The organism is Streptomyces sp. NPDC002276 (genome assembly GCF_053891435.1).
Window position 1 is genome coordinate 113276 of record NZ_JBSFCQ010000024.1, and the last position, 19466, is coordinate 132741.

The 19466-nt window shown below is 72.1% G+C and carries 13 protein-coding genes and 1 pseudogene; 5 read left to right on the forward strand and 9 right to left on the reverse strand.

Annotation, left to right across the window (positions count from 1 at the left end; translation table 11 throughout):
- Positions 1 to 5: 5 nt before the first annotated feature.
- Together ACWIHT_RS41095 and ACWIHT_RS41100 are read left to right on the forward strand one after the other, a co-directional pair.
- Entirely contained in the window at positions 6 to 3989 is a 3984-nt protein-coding gene (locus ACWIHT_RS41095) for a type I polyketide synthase (RefSeq protein WP_456173680.1), read from the forward strand.
- Between the two features lie 55 nt (positions 3990 to 4044).
- Entirely contained in the window at positions 4045 to 5205 is a 1161-nt protein-coding gene (locus ACWIHT_RS41100; protein WP_456173682.1) for an LLM class flavin-dependent oxidoreductase, read from the forward strand.
- A gap of 13 nt (positions 5206 to 5218) precedes the next feature.
- On the opposite strand, the gene ACWIHT_RS41105 is transcribed toward ACWIHT_RS41100, so the two are convergent.
- The 7 genes from ACWIHT_RS41105 to ACWIHT_RS41135 all read right to left on the reverse strand — a co-directional run bounded on the left by ACWIHT_RS41105 (position 5219) and on the right by ACWIHT_RS41135 (position 15488).
- Positions 5219 to 8062, reverse strand: coding sequence for a LuxR C-terminal-related transcriptional regulator (locus tag ACWIHT_RS41105; RefSeq protein ID WP_456173683.1), 2844 nt, complete (start codon positions 8060 to 8062; stop codon positions 5219 to 5221).
- A 107-nt stretch (positions 8063 to 8169) separates the two neighbouring features.
- Positions 8170 to 8949, reverse strand: a complete 780-nt coding sequence (locus tag ACWIHT_RS41110; RefSeq protein ID WP_456173684.1) for a thioesterase II family protein — start codon at positions 8947 to 8949, stop codon at positions 8170 to 8172.
- The gene (locus ACWIHT_RS41115) at positions 8946 to 10778 is read right to left on the reverse strand and encodes a dipeptide ABC transporter ATP-binding protein (protein WP_456173686.1); all 1833 of its coding nucleotides are present in this window, start codon (positions 10776 to 10778) and stop codon (positions 8946 to 8948) included. The genes ACWIHT_RS41110 and ACWIHT_RS41115 overlap by 4 nt, the downstream gene beginning before the upstream one ends.
- A complete protein-coding gene (locus ACWIHT_RS41120) occupies positions 10775 to 11653 on the reverse strand; it encodes an ABC transporter permease (protein ID WP_456173687.1) in 879 nt (292 codons plus the stop codon). The genes ACWIHT_RS41115 and ACWIHT_RS41120 overlap by 4 nt, the downstream gene beginning before the upstream one ends.
- A 4-nt stretch (positions 11654 to 11657) precedes the next feature.
- The gene (locus ACWIHT_RS41125; RefSeq protein ID WP_456173688.1) at positions 11658 to 12605 is read right to left on the reverse strand and encodes an ABC transporter permease; all 948 of its coding nucleotides are present in this window, start codon (positions 12603 to 12605) and stop codon (positions 11658 to 11660) included.
- Positions 12602 to 14323 (reverse strand): ABC transporter substrate-binding protein, encoded by a 1722-nt coding sequence (locus ACWIHT_RS41130; protein ID WP_456173689.1) that lies wholly within the window; start codon positions 14321 to 14323, stop codon positions 12602 to 12604. Before ACWIHT_RS41130 ends, ACWIHT_RS41125 begins: the two co-directional genes overlap by 4 nt.
- Positions 14316 to 15488, reverse strand: coding sequence for an acyl-CoA dehydrogenase family protein (locus tag ACWIHT_RS41135; protein WP_456173690.1), 1173 nt, complete (start codon positions 15486 to 15488; stop codon positions 14316 to 14318). The genes ACWIHT_RS41130 and ACWIHT_RS41135 overlap by 8 nt, the downstream gene beginning before the upstream one ends.
- A 706-nt stretch (positions 15489 to 16194) precedes the next feature.
- Here ACWIHT_RS41135 and ACWIHT_RS41140 point away from each other — a divergent pair.
- On the forward strand, positions 16195 to 16827 hold the full coding sequence (locus ACWIHT_RS41140) for a hypothetical protein (protein WP_456173691.1): 633 nt from the start codon (positions 16195 to 16197) through the stop codon (positions 16825 to 16827).
- Between the two features lie 22 nt (positions 16828 to 16849).
- On the opposite strand, the gene ACWIHT_RS41145 is transcribed toward ACWIHT_RS41140, so the two are convergent.
- Positions 16850 to 18034 carry a serine/threonine-protein kinase gene (locus tag ACWIHT_RS41145; protein WP_456173697.1) on the reverse strand — a complete coding sequence of 395 codons (1185 nt, stop codon included), beginning with the start codon at positions 18032 to 18034 and terminating at the stop codon, positions 16850 to 16852.
- Positions 18035 to 18231: 197 nt separating this feature from the next.
- Between ACWIHT_RS41145 and ACWIHT_RS41150 the strand changes: the two genes are divergently transcribed.
- Complete coding sequence (locus ACWIHT_RS41150; protein ID WP_456173692.1) at positions 18232 to 18954, forward strand: DUF6461 domain-containing protein; 723 nt, start codon at positions 18232 to 18234, stop codon at positions 18952 to 18954.
- Between the two features lie 11 nt (positions 18955 to 18965).
- Complete coding sequence (locus ACWIHT_RS41155; RefSeq protein WP_456173693.1) at positions 18966 to 19334, forward strand: signal peptidase I; 369 nt, start codon at positions 18966 to 18968, stop codon at positions 19332 to 19334.
- 30 nt (positions 19335 to 19364) lie between these two features.
- On the opposite strand, the pseudogene araD reads toward ACWIHT_RS41155, so the two are convergent.
- Positions 19365 to 19466, reverse strand: a pseudogene (araD, locus tag ACWIHT_RS41160) (L-ribulose-5-phosphate 4-epimerase); the annotation flags it as partial.

The window sequence follows — 19466 nt, forward strand, 5'->3', positions numbered from 1 at the left end:
CGACAGTGGCCGATGACGAGAAGCTGCGCCACTACCTCAAGCGCGCCCTGGCCGAGAACCGGGAGGCGCAGAAGCGCCTGCGGGAACTGGAGTCGGCGCAGCGCGAACCGATCGCCGTCGTCGCCATGGGCTGCCGCCTCCCTGGTGGCGTGGCCTCGCCGGAGGACCTGTGGGAGCTGGTGGCGACGGGCGGCGACGCGATCGCGCCCTGGCCGGAGGATCGCGGCTGGGACCTCGAAGCGCTCTACGACCCCGACCCCGACCGGCCGGGCACCAGCTATGCCCGGCACGGCGGATTCCTGTACGACGCGGCCGACTTCGACGCGGGCTTCTTCGGGATCTCGCCGCGTGAGGCGCTGGCGACGGATCCGCAGCAGCGGCTGCTGCTGGAGACCTCGTGGGAGGTGTTCGAGCGGGCGGGCATCGACCCCGGCACACTGCGCGGCAGCGCCACCGGCGTCTTCGTCGGACTGGCCGGGCAGGACTACCACACCCGCCTCGACGAGGTGCCCGCCGAACTGGAGGGCCACCTGGGCATCGGCAACCTCGCGAGCGTGGCGTCGGGGCGGATCTCCTACACGTACGGGTTCGAGGGTCCGGCGGTGACGGTGGACACGGCGTGCTCGTCGTCGCTGGTGGCCCTGCATCTGGCGGTACGGGCGCTGCGGTCGGGGGAGTGCGACCTCGCGCTCGCGGGCGGTGCCACGGTGATGTCGACCCCGGCGGGCTTCGTGGCGTTCTCGCGCCAGCGCGGTCTGTCGCCCGACGGCCGCTGCCGCGCCTTCGCCGCCTCGGCGGACGGAACCGGCTGGGCGGAGGGCGTGGGGCTGCTGCTGGTGGAGCGGCTGTCGGACGCGCGACGCCAGGGGCATCCCGTGTTGGCGGTGGTGCGGGGTACGGCGGTGAACCAGGACGGTGCCTCGAACGGGCTGACCGCGCCGAATGGCCCGGCTCAACAACGCGTCATCCGACGGGCGTTGACGGCCGCGGGCCTCTCCCCGCACGACATCGACCTGGTCGAGGGCCACGGCACCGGCACCACACTCGGCGACCCGATCGAGGCCCAGGCGCTCCAGGAGGTGTACGGCGCCGGACGCCCCGAGGACCGGCCCCTGTGGCTGGGCTCCCTCAAGTCCAACATCGGACACACGGCCGCTGCCGCCGGAGTGGCCGGTGTGATCAAGGCGGTCCAGTCGCTGCGCCACGGCGTCCTGCCCAAGACCCTCCACGTCGACGCCCCCACCCCGCATGTCGAGTGGACGGGCGGTGGGGTACGGCTGCTCGACGAGGCCCGCCCGTGGCCGGACGCGGGCCGACCGCGCCGGGCCGGGATCTCCGCGTTCGGCGTGAGCGGCACCAACTCACACGTGATCGTCGAGGAGGCACCCGAGGAGGAGCCCGCCCCCGACGAGCGGACCCCGACCGCCTCCCGCACCGGAGCCCTGCCCTGGCTGCTCTCCGCCAGATCGGCGGGCGCACTGCGCCAACAGGCGGCGCTGCTCGCGGAGTTCATGGAGGCCCGGCCCGAACTCGACCCGGTCGATGTGACCTGGTCCCTGCTCACCACCCGCGCGAGCCACGACCATCGCGCGGTCGTCGTGGCCGACACGGGGGAGGAGGTCCTCGCCGGTCTGCGCGCGCTGGCCGAGGGCCGCACCCCGGCCACCACCACCCGCAACTCCGGCCGAACCGCGTTCCTCTTCACCGGCCAGGGCAGTCAACGGGCCGGAATGGGAAGGGAGTTGCACACCCGGTTCCCCGCCTACGCCCGTGCCTTCGACGAGGTGGCCGACGCCCTGGACCCGTACTGCGCCGGGCACTTGACCCACTCCGTGCGCGACGCGGTGCTGTCCCAGGAGCACGGCGACCTGCTCGACCGTACGGAATACGCGCAGCCCGCGATCTTCGCCGTGGAAGTCGCTCTCCTCCGCCTGTTGGAGTCCTGGGGAGTGCGGCCCGATCTCGTCGCGGGGCACTCGATCGGGAGCCTGGCCGCCGCCCACGCGGCCGGGGTGCTCACGCTGTCCGACGCGGCTTCGCTGGTGGCGGCGCGCGGCCGGTTGATGCAGGCGCTGCCGGCGGGCGGTGCGATGGCCGCCGTAGAGGCGACCGAGGAGGAGGTGGCGGCGGTCCTGTCGGCCGGGCCCGACCTGGCGGAGACGGTCGCGATCGCCGCCGTCAACGGCCCCCGCTCCGTGGTCGTCTCCGGCGACGAGGAACCCGTACTCGCCCTCGCGGCCGACTTCCGTGCCCGGGGCCGCCGGACCTCCCGGCTGCGGGTGAGCCACGCCTTCCACTCGCACCGCATGGAGGGAATGCTCGACGAGTTCCGCCGGGCGGCCAAGGCCGTGCACTACCGCGAACCGGTCCTCCCGGTCGTCTCCGACCTGACCGGCGCCCTGGCCGGGCCCGGGGAACTCGGCACCGCCGACCACTGGACCGAGCACGCCCGCAGCCCGGTCCGATTCCTCGACGCGGTAAGGGAGTTGCGGGCCCAGGGCGTGACCCGGTTCGTGGAGGTGGGCCCCGACGGCATCCTCACGGCCATGGTCGGCGACGTCCTTGCCGACGAGGCTCACACGGCCGTTCTCGCCCCCGTGCTCCGCGCCGGCCGCTCCGAGGCGGTCACCCTGCTGACGGCGCTGGGGCAACTGCACACCGACGGCGTCGCCGTGGACTGGCGGGCCGTCTTCGAGGGACTCGCCCCGCGCCCGGTCGCCCTCCCCACCTACGCCTTCCAACGGCGCCGCCACTGGCTCGACGCCACCGTGACCCGCAGCACCGGCGAGGCCGCCGTCCTCCAGGGGCCCGTGCCGCTCGACCTCGGGCTCAGCTGGGCCGAACGGCACGGGCGGCCAGCGGGGCCCGCCCTCGACACCGCGCTCCTCGACCTCGTCCGCACCCAGGCGTCGGCCGTCCTCGGGTATCCGACGGCGGAATCGGTGCCGCCAGGACGGGCGTTCGTCGAAGCCGGCCTCGACTCGCTCTCGGCGGTCGAACTCCGCACCCGCCTCGCCGCCACGACCGGCCTCCCGCTCGGCGGAGCCCTCACCATCCGCCACCCCACACCGGAGTCCCTCGCGGCCCACCTGGGCGAGCTGCTGCGCGAGGCGGAACGACCCGAAGCGGCCGCTGCACAGGAGGACCCGCTCACCACGCTCTATCTACGGCTGTGCGCCGCCCGGCAGATCACGGCCGCCACCGAGGTGATCGTGGCCGCCGCACGCCTGCGGGACACCTTCGGCGCGGCGGACGGCGCGCGCAACGCCGTAGAACCGGTCGTACTCGCCCGTGGTGAGGCACCGATCGCGCTGATCTGCTTCCCCGCTCTCACCGCGCTGTCCGGCCCGCACGAGTACGCCCGCTTCGGGCAGGCCCTCCAGGGCCGCAGGGACGTCATCGCCGTACCGGCGCCCGGCTACGCCACCGACAGCGCGCTGCCGGACACAGCCGACACCTTCGTCGCGATGCAGGCGGACGCGGTCCAACTGCTCGTGGGAGAGCGGCCGTTCGCCGTGCTGGGGCGGTCCCTCGGGGGCTGTGTCGCCCACGCCGTGACCGCCGAACTCGAACGGCGGGGTACGGCCCCGGTCGGCCTCGCCATGGTCGACACGTACCCGATGGACACCGCCGCGCTGCCGGGGATGGAGTGGTGGATGCCCGCCATGATCAACGGCATGGTCGACCGCTTCGACGCCTTCGACCTGGGGCTGAGCGACAACGGCCTGACCACCATGGGGAGTTACCTGCGGACCTTCGGCCCGTGGCAGCCCCGGCCGGTCACCGCCCCGACGCTGCTCCTGCGCGCCGAGGACCCGCTGCCCGGCACTCCGGCCGAACCCGGGCTGGACACCCGCGCGTTCTGGCGGCTGCCGCACGACACGGCGGACGTTCCCGGCGACCACTTCTCGGTCCTCGAAGAGCACTCGGCGACCACCGCGAACGCGGTGGACGAGTGGCTGAACTCGCTGAGCCGGCCCACCCCTTGAGACCGTCCGTGATCACCACCCGCACCACGAGAGAAGATCGAGAGAGAAGATGACGATGACCGAACAGCAGCCCCTGCACCTCGCCGTCGCCCTGGACACCATCGGCTGGCACCCCGCCGCGGGCGCGGGTCCCGACGCTCCCGACGGCGACCTCTTCGGCCTGGCGCACTGGACGGAACTCGTCCAGGAGGCCGAGCGCGGGCTGCTGGACTTCGTGACGCTGGAGGACCCGCCGAAGCGCCCCACCGGTCCCGTCCAGTACCGCCTGGACGCTCTGGTCGTCGCCGCGGCCGTGGCCTCGCGCACCGAACACATCGGTCTTGTGCCGACCGGAGTGGTCGACCAGGTCCAGCCGACGCGCATCGCACGGGCCATCGCCACCCTCGACCACGTCAGCGGCGGCCGGGCTGGCTGGCGTACCCAGACCACGCCCGCCCGTCCGATCGTGATAGCCGACATCTTCACCCCCGAGGTGCAGGGGCCGATGTCCGAACTCTTCGAGCGGGCCGCCGACTTGGTGCGGGTGGTCCGTGGTCTGTGGGACGGCGTCGACGACGAGAAGGCGCTGCGCGACCTCGCGCCCGGCCGCTTCGCCCCCGCCGACCCCGACCCCGGCGGCAGCTTCACCGAGATCGAATCCCTCGGCGGAGCCGCGGGCGACTGGCTCACCATCGACTCGCCCGCCCTGGCTCCTCGCGCCCCCCAGGGCCACCCGCTGATCTTCACCCTCGCCCACATCACCCTGCCGTACCGCTACGGAGCCCGGTCCGCCGACGTCGTCTCGGTGACACCGCACAGCACGGACGAGGCCCGCGCGACCGTCGAGGAGATCAGAGCCGAGCAGGCCGCGGCCGGGCGCGCGGACCAGAAGGTGCACGTCTTCGCCGACATCGTCGTCTTCCTCGACTCCACCCCGGGCCGGGCCGCCGAACGCAAGGCGCGCCTGGACGAGGCGTACGGCGGCGAGTTCACCTCCGACGCCCACATCGCCGTCGGAACCCCCGCCGAGGTCGCCGACCTGCTGCTGGAGTGGCAGGGCGCGGGCCTGTCCGGGTACCGGCTTCGGCCCGGCGCGCTGCCCCACGATCTGACCGCCATCACCCGCGAGTTGGTGCCCGAACTCCAGACCCGGGGCGCGTTCCGCACCGCCTACCAGGCCACAACTCTGCGGGAGCGGCTCGGACTTCCGCTGCCGGCCGCCCCCGACGCCCTCTGAACCGGGACCCTCGTCAGACCGCCCGCGCGGCCTCCTGCCGGAGCCGGTGCTCCGGCAGCTCGCCTCCTTCCCGACCGTCCGGGTCCAGCAGTGAGAGCGGCAGATCCGCCCGGCCCTTCACCCGCAACTTGCGGTAGGTGTGCGTCAGATGCTGCTCCACCGTGCTGACCGTGATGAACAGCTTCTCGGCTATCTCGCGGTTGGAGAGCCCGGCCGCGGCGAGCGCCGCCACCTGTGCCTCCGAGCTGCTCAGGACACCGACGCCGACACGGTCACCGGCGCCGCTCTCCGGCCCCACGGCCCGGGAGTCCCGGGCGGCCAGCCGTCGTACGAGCGGGACGAGACCGTTCTCCTCGGCGATGTCGTGGGCCTGCCGGGCGACCATCCGGGCCCGGTCGCCCTGACCCGCCCGGGTGTGGGCCTCGCTCAAGTCGGCCAGGGCGTGGGCCAGTTCGAGCCGGTCACCGGAGGCCTCCAGCAGGTCGACCGCCTCCCGGAGCAGGGGTGCGCGCCGCCGGGGATCGGACACGGAGGCCGCTGTCCGCAGCGCCATGCCCCGGGTGCGGCGCTGCGTGCCCGGGACCATGGCGAGCTGCTCGACGGCCAGTTCACGGGCCTCGTCGGTCCTGCCGAGCCGCAGCAGGGTCGCCACGGCGTCACCGCGCCACGGCACGAACGACGGCTGGTCGACGCCCCACTCCCGCAACAGCCGCCCGCACTTCGTCAGATCGTCGAGCGCGCCGTGCAGCAGGTTGACCGACAGCCGCCAACGCCCGCGCGCCTGCAAGTACTGGGCACCGAACCGGGTCTGGAACAGCTGCTCCGGCAGCGCCGACACCGGAGGCGCCCCGATGTCCGTGATCGTGCCCGTCGCCGCGGCGGACAGCAGCAGACCGGAGAGCGGCGAGCCGATCAGGACGCCCCAACTCCGCAGCGACATCAGGCCCATGGCCCGACGGGCGTACTGGTCGGCGAGCCGTACGTCACCCTGCCGGAACGCGATCTCGGCCCGCACCGCCGCGAACAGCGCCTGCCACGCCGGGACATCACGCCTGGCCGACTCCCGCAGCAGGGCGTCGCACCAGCCCACCGCGAGATCGCAGCGGTCCGCGTAGACCAGCACGGCCAGCGCCTGATGCACGGTGTCGAAGCCGTCGTCGTCCAACACCGTTGTCTGGAGCGCCAGTTCGGCCCCGCGCACACTCTCCGGATCGGGCCCCGAGCGCAGCAGCCGGTTCAGTACGCCCGCCATCTGCCCCGGTGTCCCGTCCGCGGCCCGCACCACCGAACGCCGTGCACGCGTCCGATCAGCGGCCCTCGGCAGCAGCGCCGGATGGGAGGCGTGCAGCCACTCCCGCGCGGCCCGGTACTCGGCGGCGGAGGCCGCGTCCAGGGTGTCCGACGCCCGCTCCAGACGCGTCAGCGCGAGACCGATCTCGTCGCTGGTGCCGTTCCAGAGCAGCCGCCCGAGCAGCGACACACTCTGGCAGCCGGTCAGCGTGCCCTCCCGCAGGGCGGTGATCAGCGGACGCAGCCGCCGGCAGGCGGTGTCGGGGTCAGTCCTGAAGTCGACGAGGCTGCGCAGCATGGTCACCGTCACCCGCTGGTCCTCGTCCGCGCAGGCCTCGGCGGCCACGTCCAGGCAGGCCTCGGCGAAGACCGTGTCGTCCCGGCGCAGCGCCTCACGCGCGGCCTCCAGCACGACGGGGAACACCCACGGCTCCTCGCTGTGCCGGCCCGCGACCAGATGGACGGCGACGGCCGGAGCGGGATCCCCGGCCTCGTACAGCAGCCGTGCCGCGTCCCGGTGCAGGGCCGCCCGCTCGGTGGCCGACATGCCGGCCAGGACGGCCGCGCGGGCCGCCGGATGACGGAAGCGCCCGTCGTCGAGGACACCGAAGGCGTCCATCGCCTCCAGCGTCTCGTCGACCTGCGGTCGCGGCCTGCCCAGCAACCGGGCCAGCCGGGCGTGCGAGTCCGAGGCGTCCAGCACGGCCAGCGCGCGGGCCGCGTCGCGGAACCGCCGCCCGGCACGCCGGACACAGGCGTCCACCGCCCGGCCGAACTCCTCGCCCGCGATCGGCCCGGCCGGGAGCGCCCCCACGGCGCCGTACTCACGGTGGTCCTCCGCCAGGGCGCGCAGCAGCAGTGGATTTCCGCCGCTGAGCCGGTGCCACGCCCCGGCCGCGGCCCGGTCCCCGGGGTCGGCTCCGACGAGTTCCGTCAGCATCTCCCCGGTGGCGCGCGGGGACAGGGGCCGCACCCGCAGCCTGCTGAAGTGCCGTTCCCGCAACAGCCCTGTGCGCCACGACAGTTCGGTCGTGCTCACCCCGATCGCCGTGTCGCACTCGGCCGCGACGAGCTGGATCCGCGAGGTGCGCAGCCGCCGCCCCATCTGGATCAGGAACTCCAGGGACGCCGCGTCGGCGAACTGTAGATCGTCGACGAGCACCACCACGGGGGTCCGCTCCGACAGCCCGTGCAGCAACTGCCACTGGATCTGGCTGACTTGTGCGGGCAACGGGCAGTGGGACAGCAGGTCCGCGTCGCACGGCGCGATCCCGGAACCGTCCCCGGGCAGGCGCAGCGCCCGCTCGCGGTCGGCCGGCGAGAAGTGCCGGTTCCGGAAGATCTGCCCCGCGACCCCCAGCGCGATGTCCCGCTCCGAGCAGCGGGCCGTCGCGGTCAGCACCGCCGCACCCGCGCTGCCCGCGAACTCGCCGAAGAAATGCAGGAGTTCCGTCTTCCCGCTGGCGACCGGGCCGCTCACGGCGGTCACGCTCCCACGTCCGGCGAGACAGTCGGCCAGCAGCTCTCGCAGTCGCGTCATCTGGTTCTCGCGTTCGACTAGAAGCACGGCGGACTCCACATCCCACACGTCGCGGTTGCGTAGTAGGTAGCTCGGACGCCAACGCCGTCGGTGACGTCCATCCGGGCAGTGAAGAACGACGAGGATCCGTTCCGCTACGGTGCGGACGCGGCGCCCGGAAGCAGCCGCGCACGGATCAACTCGCCGATACGTTCCTGGTGTTCGGTGAGGAAGAAGTGGCCGCCGCCGAAGGTCAGCACCTCGGTGGGACCGTCGGTGTGGCGCTCCCAGGCCCGCGCCTCGGCCGCCGTCACCTTCGGGTCCTCGGTACCCACCAGCACGGTGACCGGGGCCTTGAGCGCTGTCTCGGCCGGGGTGGGCGGCCGGTGCCGGTACCGCTCGATGGCCCGGTAGTCGCCGCGCAGGGTCGGCAGGATCAACTCGATCAGCTCGGGTTCGTTCAGCAGCGCGGGCGGAGTCCCGCCCTGCCGGACGATCTCCGCCAGGAGATCCTGGTCGTCGGCGAGATGCAGCCGCTCCTCGCGCGTCGTGGACGGCGCCCGTCTGCCGGACACGACCAGCGCGGCAGGCCCCGAGCCCGTCGAGGCGACCAGCCGGCGGGCCGTCTCGTACGCCACCACCGCGCCCATGCTGTGCCCGAAGAACGCGGGCGGCTCACCCCACCAGGGCGCCAGCACCTCGGCGATCGAACCGGCCAGCGTCTCGATGTCCTCGACCTGCGGCTCCGCCCGGCGGTCCAGGCGCCCCGGGTACTGCACGGCCAGCACCTCCACCTGAGGGTGGAGCAGCCGGGAGAGCGCGAAGTAGAAGCCGGCCGACCCGCCCGCGTGCGGGAAACACACCAGACGGGCGGTCGCCTCCGGGGCGGGATGGAACCGTCGTATCCACAGGTCGGTGTCCATGTCCGTCGTCATGCGGGTGATCCCTGTCCTTCCTGGCTCCGGTCGGGCCGGGGCAGTGCGGCGAGCAGTTCGCGAGTGTACGGGTGGGCCGGACGGTCGAAGAGCTGTCCTACGCTACCGGTCTCGACCAGCCGTCCGTCCTTCATCACGATCACCCGGTCGCTGACATGGTGGACGACACCCAGGTCGTGCGAGATGAACAGCAGCGCCACGCCCAACTCCCGCTGGAGTTCGGCCAGTAGATCCAGCACCTGCGCCTGGATCGACACATCGAGCGCGGACACCGGCTCGTCGCACACGATCAGCCGGGGCCGGGTGGCCAACGCCCGGGCTATCGCCACCCGCTGGCGCTGCCCGCCGGACAGTTCCAGCGGGCGCCGGTCCCCGAGCCGGGCGGACAGCCCGACCTGGCCGAGCAGTTCGTTCACCCGCGCGGTGCGGTCCCGGCCGCGCCTGACCCCGGTCCGGGCCACCGCCTCGGCCACGACGCGTTCCACACTGTGCCGGGGGTCGAAGGAGCCCAGCGGATCCTGGTGGACGACCTGGATCCGCAGCCGCCGGTCCCGGCGCCGCCGCTCCGGCAGACCGCTCCACGGCTCGCCCTCGAAACGCACGGTCCCCTCGTCCGGCTCCACAAGACCCAGCACGATGCGGGCCGTGGTCGTCTTCCCGGACCCGGACTCGCCGACCAGCCCGAGCGTCTCCCCGCCCCCGATCCGGAAGGACACCTCGCGCACGGCGGGATAGGAGCCGCCGCTCGGCGCCCGGAAACCCTTGGAGACGTTCACCACGTCCAACAGAGGCTGTTCCAGGGCGAGTTCGGACCTCGGCGTAGGAGCGGTCACGGGCCGCACCGCTGCCCGCGGCGGAGTCGGCGCGCCGGGGTACCAGCAGAGCGTCAGATGCCCGTCCCCGTCCGCCGCGGCCACCGGCAGTCCGGTACGGCAGCGCGCGTCGGCGGTGGCACACCGCGCCGCGTACGGGCAGCCGGCGGGCCCCGCGGCCTCGCCCTGCTCCGGTACGGCCACGGACAGCGCCTGCCCCTTCGAGCCGATCGTCGGCACCGCCGCGAGCAGCGCCCGGGTGTACGGGTGCCGGGGATCCTTCAACACGTCCCGGGCGGGACCCTGTTCGACGATCAGACCGCCGTACATCACCGCGACCCGGTCGGCGAGCCTGGCCACCACCGCCAGGTCATGACTGATCAGCAGCAGTGCCGTACCGGCCCGCACCAGACCGCCCAGCAGATCCAGGACCTGCGCCTGCACGGTCACGTCGAGGGCCGTCGTCGGCTCGTCCGCCACCAGCAGTTCGGGTGAGCCGGACAGCGCGGACGCGATCAGGGCGCGTTGGCGCAGTCCGCCGGACAGTTGGTGCGGATACTCGGCGGCCCGGCGGGCGGGATCGGGGATCCCGGCGTCCGACAACAGCGCGAGCGTCCGTTCGTCCGCCTCGGCACCCCGGGCCAGGGAGTGCGTGAGCAGCGTCTCCCGGACCTCCGCGCCCACCGTGCGCAGCGGGTCAAGGGAGACCAGGGCGTCCTGGAGAACCAGGCCGATACGGCGTCCCCGTACGGCACGCCAGCCGCGCTCGGACAGGGCGCCCAGGTCGGTGCCGTCGAAGTCCAACTTCCGTGCCCTGACCGTGGAGTGAGCCCCCGTCAGCCCGAGCAGGGTGCGGGCGGTCACGCTCTTGCCCGACCCGGACTCGCCGACCACGGCCAGGCACTCGCCCCGGCCGATCGTGAACGACACATCACGCACGGCGCGTACCTCGCCGCGCCGCCGGAAGGTCACGTCCAGCCCTTCGACGGTCAGCAGCGGTGGTTCGGTGACGGTCATCGCGTGGTCCTCCGGGTGAAGCGCTGCTGGGCGAAGCGGCCGACCACGTTGACGGCGATGACGGTCGTGGTGACGGCGGCACCCGGGAACACCCCGATCCACCACGCCGTCTGGAGGAAGTCGCGGCCCGAGGAGAGCAGCGCGCCCCACTCGGGCGAGGGCGCGGCGGGGCCGAGTCCCAGGAAGCTCAGCCCGGACGCGGAGATCAGCGCCGTACCGAAGCCGACGGTCGCCAGGGTCAGCAGGGGTGCCAGCGCGTTCGGCAGCACATGCCGCAGCACGATCAGGCGGCGCGGCAGACCGAGGGCGACCGCCGACTCGATGTACCCGGAACGCCGTACGACCAGGGCCTCCGCGCGCACCAGCCGGGCGTAGCCGGGGACGAAGGCGATGCCGATGGCGGTCATCACGTTGACGGTGCCGGTGCCCAGCACGGAGACCACCAGCAGGGCCAGCAGCAGCGCGGGCAGGGCCAGCAGGATGTCCGCCAGCCGCATCAGGAGGTGGTCGGCCGCGCGTCCGCCCAGCGCCGAGGTCAGGCCGAGGGCCGCCCCCACGACGACCGAGATGACCGTCGAGCCGAAGCCGAGGAGCAGGGACGGGCGGGCGCCGTAGAGGATCCGGGTCAGCAGGTCTCGGCCCAGTTGGTCGGTGCCCAGCCAGTGCGCCGAACTCGGGGCGCGCAGCGCGGCCACCGGGTCGGTCGCGGTGGGGGAGCCGCCGGTGAACAGGCCGGGTGCCACCGCGACGAGCACGATGACCAGCAACAGCGCGCCCGCCAGCAGGACGGTCGGCGGCGGTCCGGCCCACCGCCGCCGTACCCCCGCAGGGGCGGGCAGGGTGGCGGCGAGATCGGGGAGGAGTGAACTGGCCATGGGATCAGACGCTCCTGAGCCGCGGATCGAGGACGGGGTAGAGCAGCTCCACCACGGTGGAGATCACGACGAAGACGAACGCGGACAGCAGCACCACACCGATCACCACCGGCATGTCCTTCGCGCTCACCGCCTGGAGGACGAGTGAGCCGATGCCCGGCCGGCCGAAGACCGTCTCCACCAGCACCGCCCCGCCGATCAGCGAACCGGTGAGCCAGCCCGCCAGCGTGAGCAGCGGTACCGCGCAGTGGCGCAGCGCGTGCCGCAGCCGTACCGCCGTCTGGCCGACCCCGCGCGAGCGGGCGGTGACCACGAACGGCTGCTCCAGCGCGGCCTCCAGACCCTCGCGCAGCACCTGCGCCAGCACCCCCGTGAGCGGGAGCGCCAGCGTGACGGCGGGCAGCACCAGCGAGGCGAAGCCGTCGGCGCCCGCCACCGGGAAGGCGTGGAACCGGAAGGAGAAGACCGTCAGCAGCACGATCCCCACCCAGTACGACGGGGTGGACGCGGCGACCAGCTCCCACACCGAGGCGACCGCGCGCAACGCGGGCCGGCGCCCCGCCGTCGCCACCGCGGAGAGCACCGCGAGGACGACGGCCAACACCAGTGCTGCCAGGGCGAGTTGAACCGTCGGCAGCAACTGGTCCCCGATCAACGAGCCGACCGGACGCTGGAGTTGGTACGACTCTCCCAGGTCGCCCCGCAGCAACCGGCCCAGGTAGTGCAGGTACTGGACGGCGACGGGCCGGTCGAAGCCGTACTCCCGGCTGATCTCGGCCCGTACGGCGGGCGACCCGGCGTTGGAGGGGCCCAGCAGCACCGACACCGGGTCGCCCGGGATGAGTTGGAGCGCGAGGAAGGCCAGGGTCGCCGCCCCCGCCAGCACCGCCACCGCCGAGCCCAGCCGCCGCAGGGCCGCGCGGGTCAGGGCCGTCGCCGAGGCCGCCGTCACTTCGAGTCCAGCCAGGCGTCGTAGTACGTCAGCCAGTTGCTGGCGTTGAACGTCAGCCCCTTCACCTTGGCCGACTCGCCGACGAGGGAGACCTGGGTGTAGAGCGGGACCACGAGGGCGAGGTCGACGGCCCGTTGCTGCACCTTGGTGTAGACGTCCGTGTGGACCTTCTCGTCCAGCGTGGCCCGGCCCTCGTCCGTCCACTTGTCGAGGTCGGTGTCCTTGACGAACGTGGCGTTGATACCGCCCTTGGCGGGCGCGCTCCCGGAGTTGAGGAACAGCCACAGCACATCCGGGCTGAACCGGGGCCAACTGAGGTCGACGAAGTTCGCCTTGCCGCCGTAGACCTCGGTGTTGTAGGTGCCGAGGTCCAGGCTGGGGTGCTTCACCTCGACGCCGATCTTCTTCAGGTCGGCCTGGATGGCCTGGGCGAGGACGTCACGGCCCTCGCGGGTCGCCTGGATCGACAGCAGGGGCCAGTTGACGGTGAGCCGCTTGCCGTTCTTCGTGCGGTAGCCCTGGGCGTCCCGGCCGGTCCAGCCCGCCTCGTCCAGCAGCTTCGCGGACAGCTTCGGGTCGTAGGGCCAACTGCCTTCCAGGGACTTGTCGTAGTCGGGTGTGGTGGGGCTGATCGGGCTCCAGGCACGGGGGTACTGACCGAAGGTGACCGTCTTCACGTCCGTGCCGATGTCGATGCCGCGCTGGATCGCCTGGCGGACGCGCTGGTCGTCGAGCGGGGCGATCGAGCCGTTCAGCCAGAGGTTGTAGTTGCCGCCGGGTGCCTGCCGGGAGATGAGCGAGAGCCCGGGGGTCGCCTTGACCGTCGTGACGTTCTGCGGCGGGATGGCCTTCGCGACCTGCACCTGACCGCTCGTCAGCGCGCCCGCGCGCACCGACGCCGTCGGCAGGAACCGGATGACGAGCTTGTCCAGGTAGGCGGGGCCGGTGTGTTTGGCCGTCGCGGGCGCCCAGTCGTACTTGGGGTTGCGGGTCAGCACCGCCGACTGGCCCTTGGTGTAGCTGCTGAACACGAAGGGTCCGCTGCCCACGTCGGCCGGGCCGCCCGCCGCGAGCTTCCCGGCGTTCGCCGCGAGGGCCTTGGGGGAGTAGAGGCCCAGGTAAGTGGTGCTTGCGGCCTGGAGAAAGGGGGCGAACGGCTTGGAGAAGGTGACCTTCGCCGTGTGCGCGTCGATGACCTGGGTGCCGGTGTACGGGCCGAGGAGACTGGCCGCGTAGAGCGACTTGGTGGACTTGGCCACGATGTGGTCGAAGTTGGCCTTCACGGCGGAGGCGTCGAGCTTGGTGCCGTCGCTGAAGGTCACGTCGTCGCGCAGATGGAAGGTGTAGCTCTTGTAGTCGTCGGCCACCTCCCACTTGGTGGCCAGCCAGGGGTGGAACTTCCCCTGGGAGTCCTGCGAGACCAGCGAGTCGAACACCTGGCGCTGGATCTCGGCGGTGACGTCCTGCGTGCTCGCGTGGATGTCCCAGGAGACGGGTTCGGTGTCGACGGCGGCGGTCAGGGTGCCGCCCCGGACCGGTGTGTTCGACCCCGTTCCGCTGGTGCCGCCGTCGCCCGACGAGCAGGCGGCGAGCAGCAGGAGCGAGCTGAGCGTCGCCGCGAGGAGACGGCCGGTTCTGGTCGCGGACACGGTGGGACGACGCATGGGCCAACTCCGGGTGCTGAAGGGGTTGTTGAGGGATGTGGTCGGCTCAGTCATCCGGTGCCTCCGCCGCGAGGGCCGCCGCGCCGACGAGCGGCAGGATGGCGTCCTCTCCGGGTGCGTGCACTCCGGCCGACTGGATGTCACGGAAGTGCCGTTCCAGCGGGCTGCCTTGGGCCAGACCGGGGTTGCCGAGCAGTTGCAGCCCGGTGTGGACGGCGGTGTTGAGGTGGCGTACGACCACGACCTTGGCGGCCAGTGCGTCGACACCGCTGACCGGGTCGCCGCGGTCCACCCGGTCCGCCACCGAGAAGATCAGCTGCTGGGCGGTGGTGAGCAGGGTCTCGATCTCGCCCGCCGCCCGCTTGTAACGGCCCGTGGTGGCCAACGGGCGTCCCAGCGCGGGCGGTACGCGGTCATGGGCGAAGGTGTGCACGTGGGACTGCGCTGCGCGGGCCACCCCTAGGTAGATGGCGGACGACAGCAGGAGCAGGACGCTGCCGGGCAGTGTGCCGGGGACCGGTGCGGCCCCGGGCAGGGCCAGTTCGTGCGTGTACTCGGCGGGGATCTCGACGTCGGTGAACGCCACCTCGTGGCTGCCCGTCGCGCGCATCCCCAACTGATGCCAGGTGGGGACCACTTCGATGCCCGGGGTACCCGCGGGCACGATGAAGTTGCCCACCCTGGGCGAGGGTTCGTCCGTCGCGGCCCACACCAGGAAGTAGCTGAGACCCTCCGCACCCGTGACGTACCGTTTCCGCCCCCGGATCGACCAGCCGGTCGCGGTCCGCCGCGCGGTGGTCGCGGGCAGGCCGCCACGGGACGAGGAGCCCATCTCCGGTTCCGCCCGCGCGTGGTTGAGGAGAGTCGGCCGTACGGCGGACTCGGCCAGCACCCGTGCGTACAGCTCCGCCGGCCACGGGCTCCGCGTCTGGAGCAGGTGCGGGACGATGGTCATGCCGGCGATCAGCGCGGTCGACGGGTCGCCGCGGCCGAGCGCCAGCAGGATCTTCGTGACCTCCGTGAAGGTCGCGCCGGAACCGCCGTACCGGGGATCGACACCAGCGGTCAACAGCCCTGTCTCGTGCAGGAGTTGGATCGGCGCGTGCGGAAAGGCCCCGGTGCGGTCGTGCTCGGCGGCGGTCGCCGCGAGCGACGCGGTCACCTCGTCCAGGCGGTCGAGAGCTGCGGGTAACAGTCGGCTTTCGGTGGCGGAGCTCATGAGCGCCCCACCGGAGCGGGAGACGGGGATGCGGTGACCATGTCTGTTCCTTGTGGCTCGGTAGCTGTCCGGACACGTGGGGTGAGCGGCACGGGGCAGCGGAAAGTGCTGCGGCGCGCTGGGGGTGTGACAACAGGCGTGCTGCGGGAGAGAGTTGGAACGCCGGTCGGGGCGGGACCGAGTCGTGTCAGGAGCTGGGGACCGTCACCGGCTCAACGACAGCTTGTCGACTTGACCTTGCCGAAATCGACGACTCGGCACTGCGTCAGGCAGGGCATCAGGCGAGCGCTTCGCCCCTGTAGGCATACGCAGACACCGGCCGGGCACCGGCCGAACTCCGTAGCAGTCACAGACCTGAACATGCCTCTGAGCATGAACGACGATGGTGCCCCGCGTCCAATGCCGAATTCTGATCAAAACCGATTGTGCGTGATTATCGATACCGCGCCGGCCTGCGCCGATTCGGCGGGCCCGTCCTGGAGACCTGCGTGCTCGTGGCCGTGGTCCCGGCCGGACGGTGTTCCGACTCGGGTACCTGGATCATGTTCCCTGTTTGGATCACGCGGGCGGCTCGCGGGGCACCGCCCCTGGTCGAACGTCCCTCTCATGGTCCCGTAAGCCGGAGCCACTACACTCTCCTCCCCTGACCGCTCACGCGCGCGGTCGGCGCCCGCTGCCGCGGGCACTGATTCATCGGGGGAGAGCCATGCGGGATCCAGGGCATTCAGGGCCGGACGTCGGCTCGGCTTTCGAACGGCTCCTGTGCCGGGCGCTGGATTCCGGGCGGGTCAGGGAGGCGCTGGGCCGGTCCTGCGGGAAGCTCGACCGCGAGTGCCTGCGCAAGCGCGCGCTCCGGGAGCGGGCCGCGATCGCCGAGGCGGCCGCGGCCGAGTACCGCGAGTACGTGGAGGCCGGCGGTCGGCAGGACGCTCGGGGCGACACCGCTTCCCCGGCCAGGACCGGGAAGCGGGGCGGCGGCTGGCTGATGGCCGCACTCGCCTTCGTGGCCGTCGTCGCGGTCGCGCTGCTGGCGCTCGGCTTCGCCTTCCGCGCCTTTGTCGGGCGGCCCTACGTCGGCGACGGCGTGATGACGGCCGGGCTGATCGTCGGCGCCGTGGCCGCCGGGGCGATCGTCGGCGACCTCGTCTGGTCGTGGAAGGCACCGGCCCACGACCTCCCCGGCGCGGACGACACGGCGTCCGGCGAGGAAGCGACCGAGGGCGGCTGGATACAGGAGGAGTGGGAACTCGCCCTGCTGGAATGGGGGTTGGTGCCGTTCCTGCTCGACTGCATCGAGGAACCGGGACTGCTAGAACAGGACAACCGGCCCGCGCGCTGACTCGTACGGGCCGGTCGGCGCGTCAGGGGCTGGTGGCGCTGGGCGGGTTAGTCGCCGGTGTGTCCGCCGAGCTGTGGTCGCGGGAGAACAACGTCACGCCGACCAGCAGCGCCCCGAGGAAGATCAGCACGGCGGCGACCGTGACCACCGTCCGCGAAGTGCGCGAGGTCCGCGATGTCTGCGACCGGCGTCCGGCGGTGGCGCGGACCCCCTCGCGCGGCCGTCGCCGCGTCCGGTGGGCCGGAGCGGTGTTGGCGGTGGAGGTCGGGAAGGCGTACGTGGTCACGGACCCGGAAGCCGTGTTCGCCCGGGGCTCGCCGAGCGACTCCCGGTAGGCCGCACGGGGCACCGGCACCGGTTCGGGGTGCGGCGCGGCCGCGGGGAGCGGCTCGGCGAGCCCCTTCCACGCACCCGTGGCGAACCAGTTGGCCGCCTGCCCCGCCGTGGGACGGTCCTCGGGCCGCTTGGCCAGCAGCCCGAGCAGGTAGTTCTCGAAGGCGGGCGGCAGCCCGACGCCCAGCTCCCGTGGCGGTACGGGGGGCGTGTCGAGGTGGTGATGGAGCACGGCGATGGCACTGCTGGCGCGGAACGGCGGCTGTCCGACGAGGAGTTGGTACAGCACGCAGCCGAGCGAGTAGACGTCGGACGGCGGTCCGGCGGGCTGGCCGAGCGCACGCTCGGGGGCGATGTACAGGCTCGTCCCGACGATCTGGCCGGTCGCGGTGAGCGCGCCACCGGGGTCGTTCATGAACTGCGCGATACCGAAGTCTGCGATCTTCACGGACCCGTCGGCGTCGAGGAGCAGGTTGCCGGGCTTGATGTCCCGGTGCACGATGCCCTGTTCGTGCGCGGCGGCCATCCCGGCGGCCGAATGGGCGGCGATACGGGCCACCTGCTCGGCGGGCAAGGATCCCGCCTGGGCGAGCACATGGGAGAGGCTGTCGCCCTGGACCAGTTCCATCACCAGGAACAGCCGGCCCTCCTGCTCGCCGAAGTCGAGGACACCGACCACATGGGGATGGCTGAGCCGGCCCGCGGTCTGCGCCTCCAGCCGGAAGCGGGCGGCGGCGGTGGGTTCGGAGTTCTGGGCGTGCAGGAGTTTGACGGCCACGGGTCTGCCGCCCACCTCGTCGTACGCCTGCCAGACCTCGCCCATCGCGCCACGTCCGATGGCGACGTGCAGCCGGTACCGGCCCGCTATCAGCACCTGTTGTTTCATCCTCACGCAGTGAGACCGACTCGACCGCTGCGGCCCATGTCCCTTTGCGGGGACGGGTGTTGGTGGGGAGGCCGCAGCTTTCCTACCCTACTGGCGGGCCGAGGGTGTTCGCCCACGATCGGGGATCGATGGCCGGACCGATCGGGCCGGGCCGGATGTCAGTGGCGGCTGGCAGCATGCATTCCATGACCACAGTGACCGCGGCCGACTACGGCTGGATACGCGACTTCTCATCACCGTTCCGCTATGCCCTGGAGAGCGGATACACCCTGACTCTGGTGCGAGGAGTCCCCCCTGAGCAGCTGCTCGCCCTGGCGGGAGCCGAGCCGAGGGGCGTGTGCGAGGGGGCCGACGAACTGATCCGGAGACATCTGGAGCTCCTCGAAGAATCCGAGGGCCAGGACGGCCCCTACGTCCTCGCGGGAGCGTGCGCCGTCCCGGGCGAGGAAGGCGATTGGACTCTCGTTCTGTCCCTCGGTGGGGATTCGTGGCCGCCCGGCGTCATGGAAACCCTTTCGGCCGGGACCCGTGCTGTCTCCCATTCGAGCAACGGCGGGAAACCCATGGAATTCTTCCACTGGTACGAGAACGGGGAGTTGCGCACTCATTTCGAATGGCCCAGGGTCCGGGGCGGCAGCACCCCGGACGAGCTCAATTCCTTGATATGCGAGGTCGGTCTCGGCCTCACGGACGAAGAGATTACCCGTGCCGATCGCAAAGCGGCGGTGTTCGCACTGGCCGAGCGCCTCACCGGGGTCCGGGTGACCGCGGAACTGCTGGCGCAGGCCGAATACCGGACGGCCGCGGTGCCCGAGCCGCCGATCGAGGACTGGAAGGGCATCATCATCGACATCACGGATGCGCACGGCGTGCGGACCTATGTGCACATCGAAAATGATGGACGGTAAGGTATGGATTTATGACCGGAAACATATATGTGGGAAATGCGGGCAAGGATGCACCGCTTGATCGAGGATGGCTTCTCGGTCATTTCAAGGACGCTGGCGACCCTCGCCACACCGATGCCGTCGAGGTCAAGTGGGGAATCCATCCACAGGGCGACGAACGCCTGGAATGGGTGAGAGGTGACGAGCGGACCGCTCTTCTGGTGCTCGTCAGCGGGCGGTTCCGGGTGGAATTCCCGGAGCGGAGCGTTCTTCTGGAGCAGCAGGGGGATTACGTCGTGTGGGGCCCTGGAGTGGACCATTCCTGGTTCGCGGAAGAGGAATCCGTGTTGGTGACGGTTCGCTGGCCGTCGGTGTCCGGTTATGCGGTGACACCGGAATAGCGAAGAGGAATGGCCGGCGCCCGGGGCACGTCAGGCGGCGGGTTCGGGGGTTGGGTTGCCGTAGTAGGCGTTGGGGCCGTGTTTGCGGGTGTAGTGGCGGGCGAGGAGGTGTGGGGGTGGTGGGGCGGTGGG

Coding starts and splice junctions, on each gene's coding strand:
- ACWIHT_RS41100 (WP_456173682.1), top strand. CDS start 4,045: ATGACCGAACAGCAGCCCCTGCACCTCGCCGTCGCCCTGGACACCATC.
- ACWIHT_RS41110 (WP_456173684.1), bottom strand. CDS start 8,949: ATGACGACGGACATGGACACCGACCTGTGGATACGACGGTTCCATCCC.
- ACWIHT_RS41115 (WP_456173686.1), bottom strand. CDS start 10,778: ATGACCGTCACCGAACCACCGCTGCTGACCGTCGAAGGGCTGGACGTG.
- ACWIHT_RS41120 (WP_456173687.1), bottom strand. CDS start 11,653: ATGGCCAGTTCACTCCTCCCCGATCTCGCCGCCACCCTGCCCGCCCCT.
- ACWIHT_RS41130 (WP_456173689.1), bottom strand. CDS start 14,323: ATGACTGAGCCGACCACATCCCTCAACAACCCCTTCAGCACCCGGAGT.
- ACWIHT_RS41135 (WP_456173690.1), bottom strand. CDS start 15,488: ATGAGCTCCGCCACCGAAAGCCGACTGTTACCCGCAGCTCTCGACCGC.
- ACWIHT_RS41140 (WP_456173691.1), top strand. CDS start 16,195: ATGCGGGATCCAGGGCATTCAGGGCCGGACGTCGGCTCGGCTTTCGAA.
- ACWIHT_RS41150 (WP_456173692.1), top strand. CDS start 18,232: ATGACCACAGTGACCGCGGCCGACTACGGCTGGATACGCGACTTCTCA.
- ACWIHT_RS41155 (WP_456173693.1), top strand. CDS start 18,966: ATGACCGGAAACATATATGTGGGAAATGCGGGCAAGGATGCACCGCTT.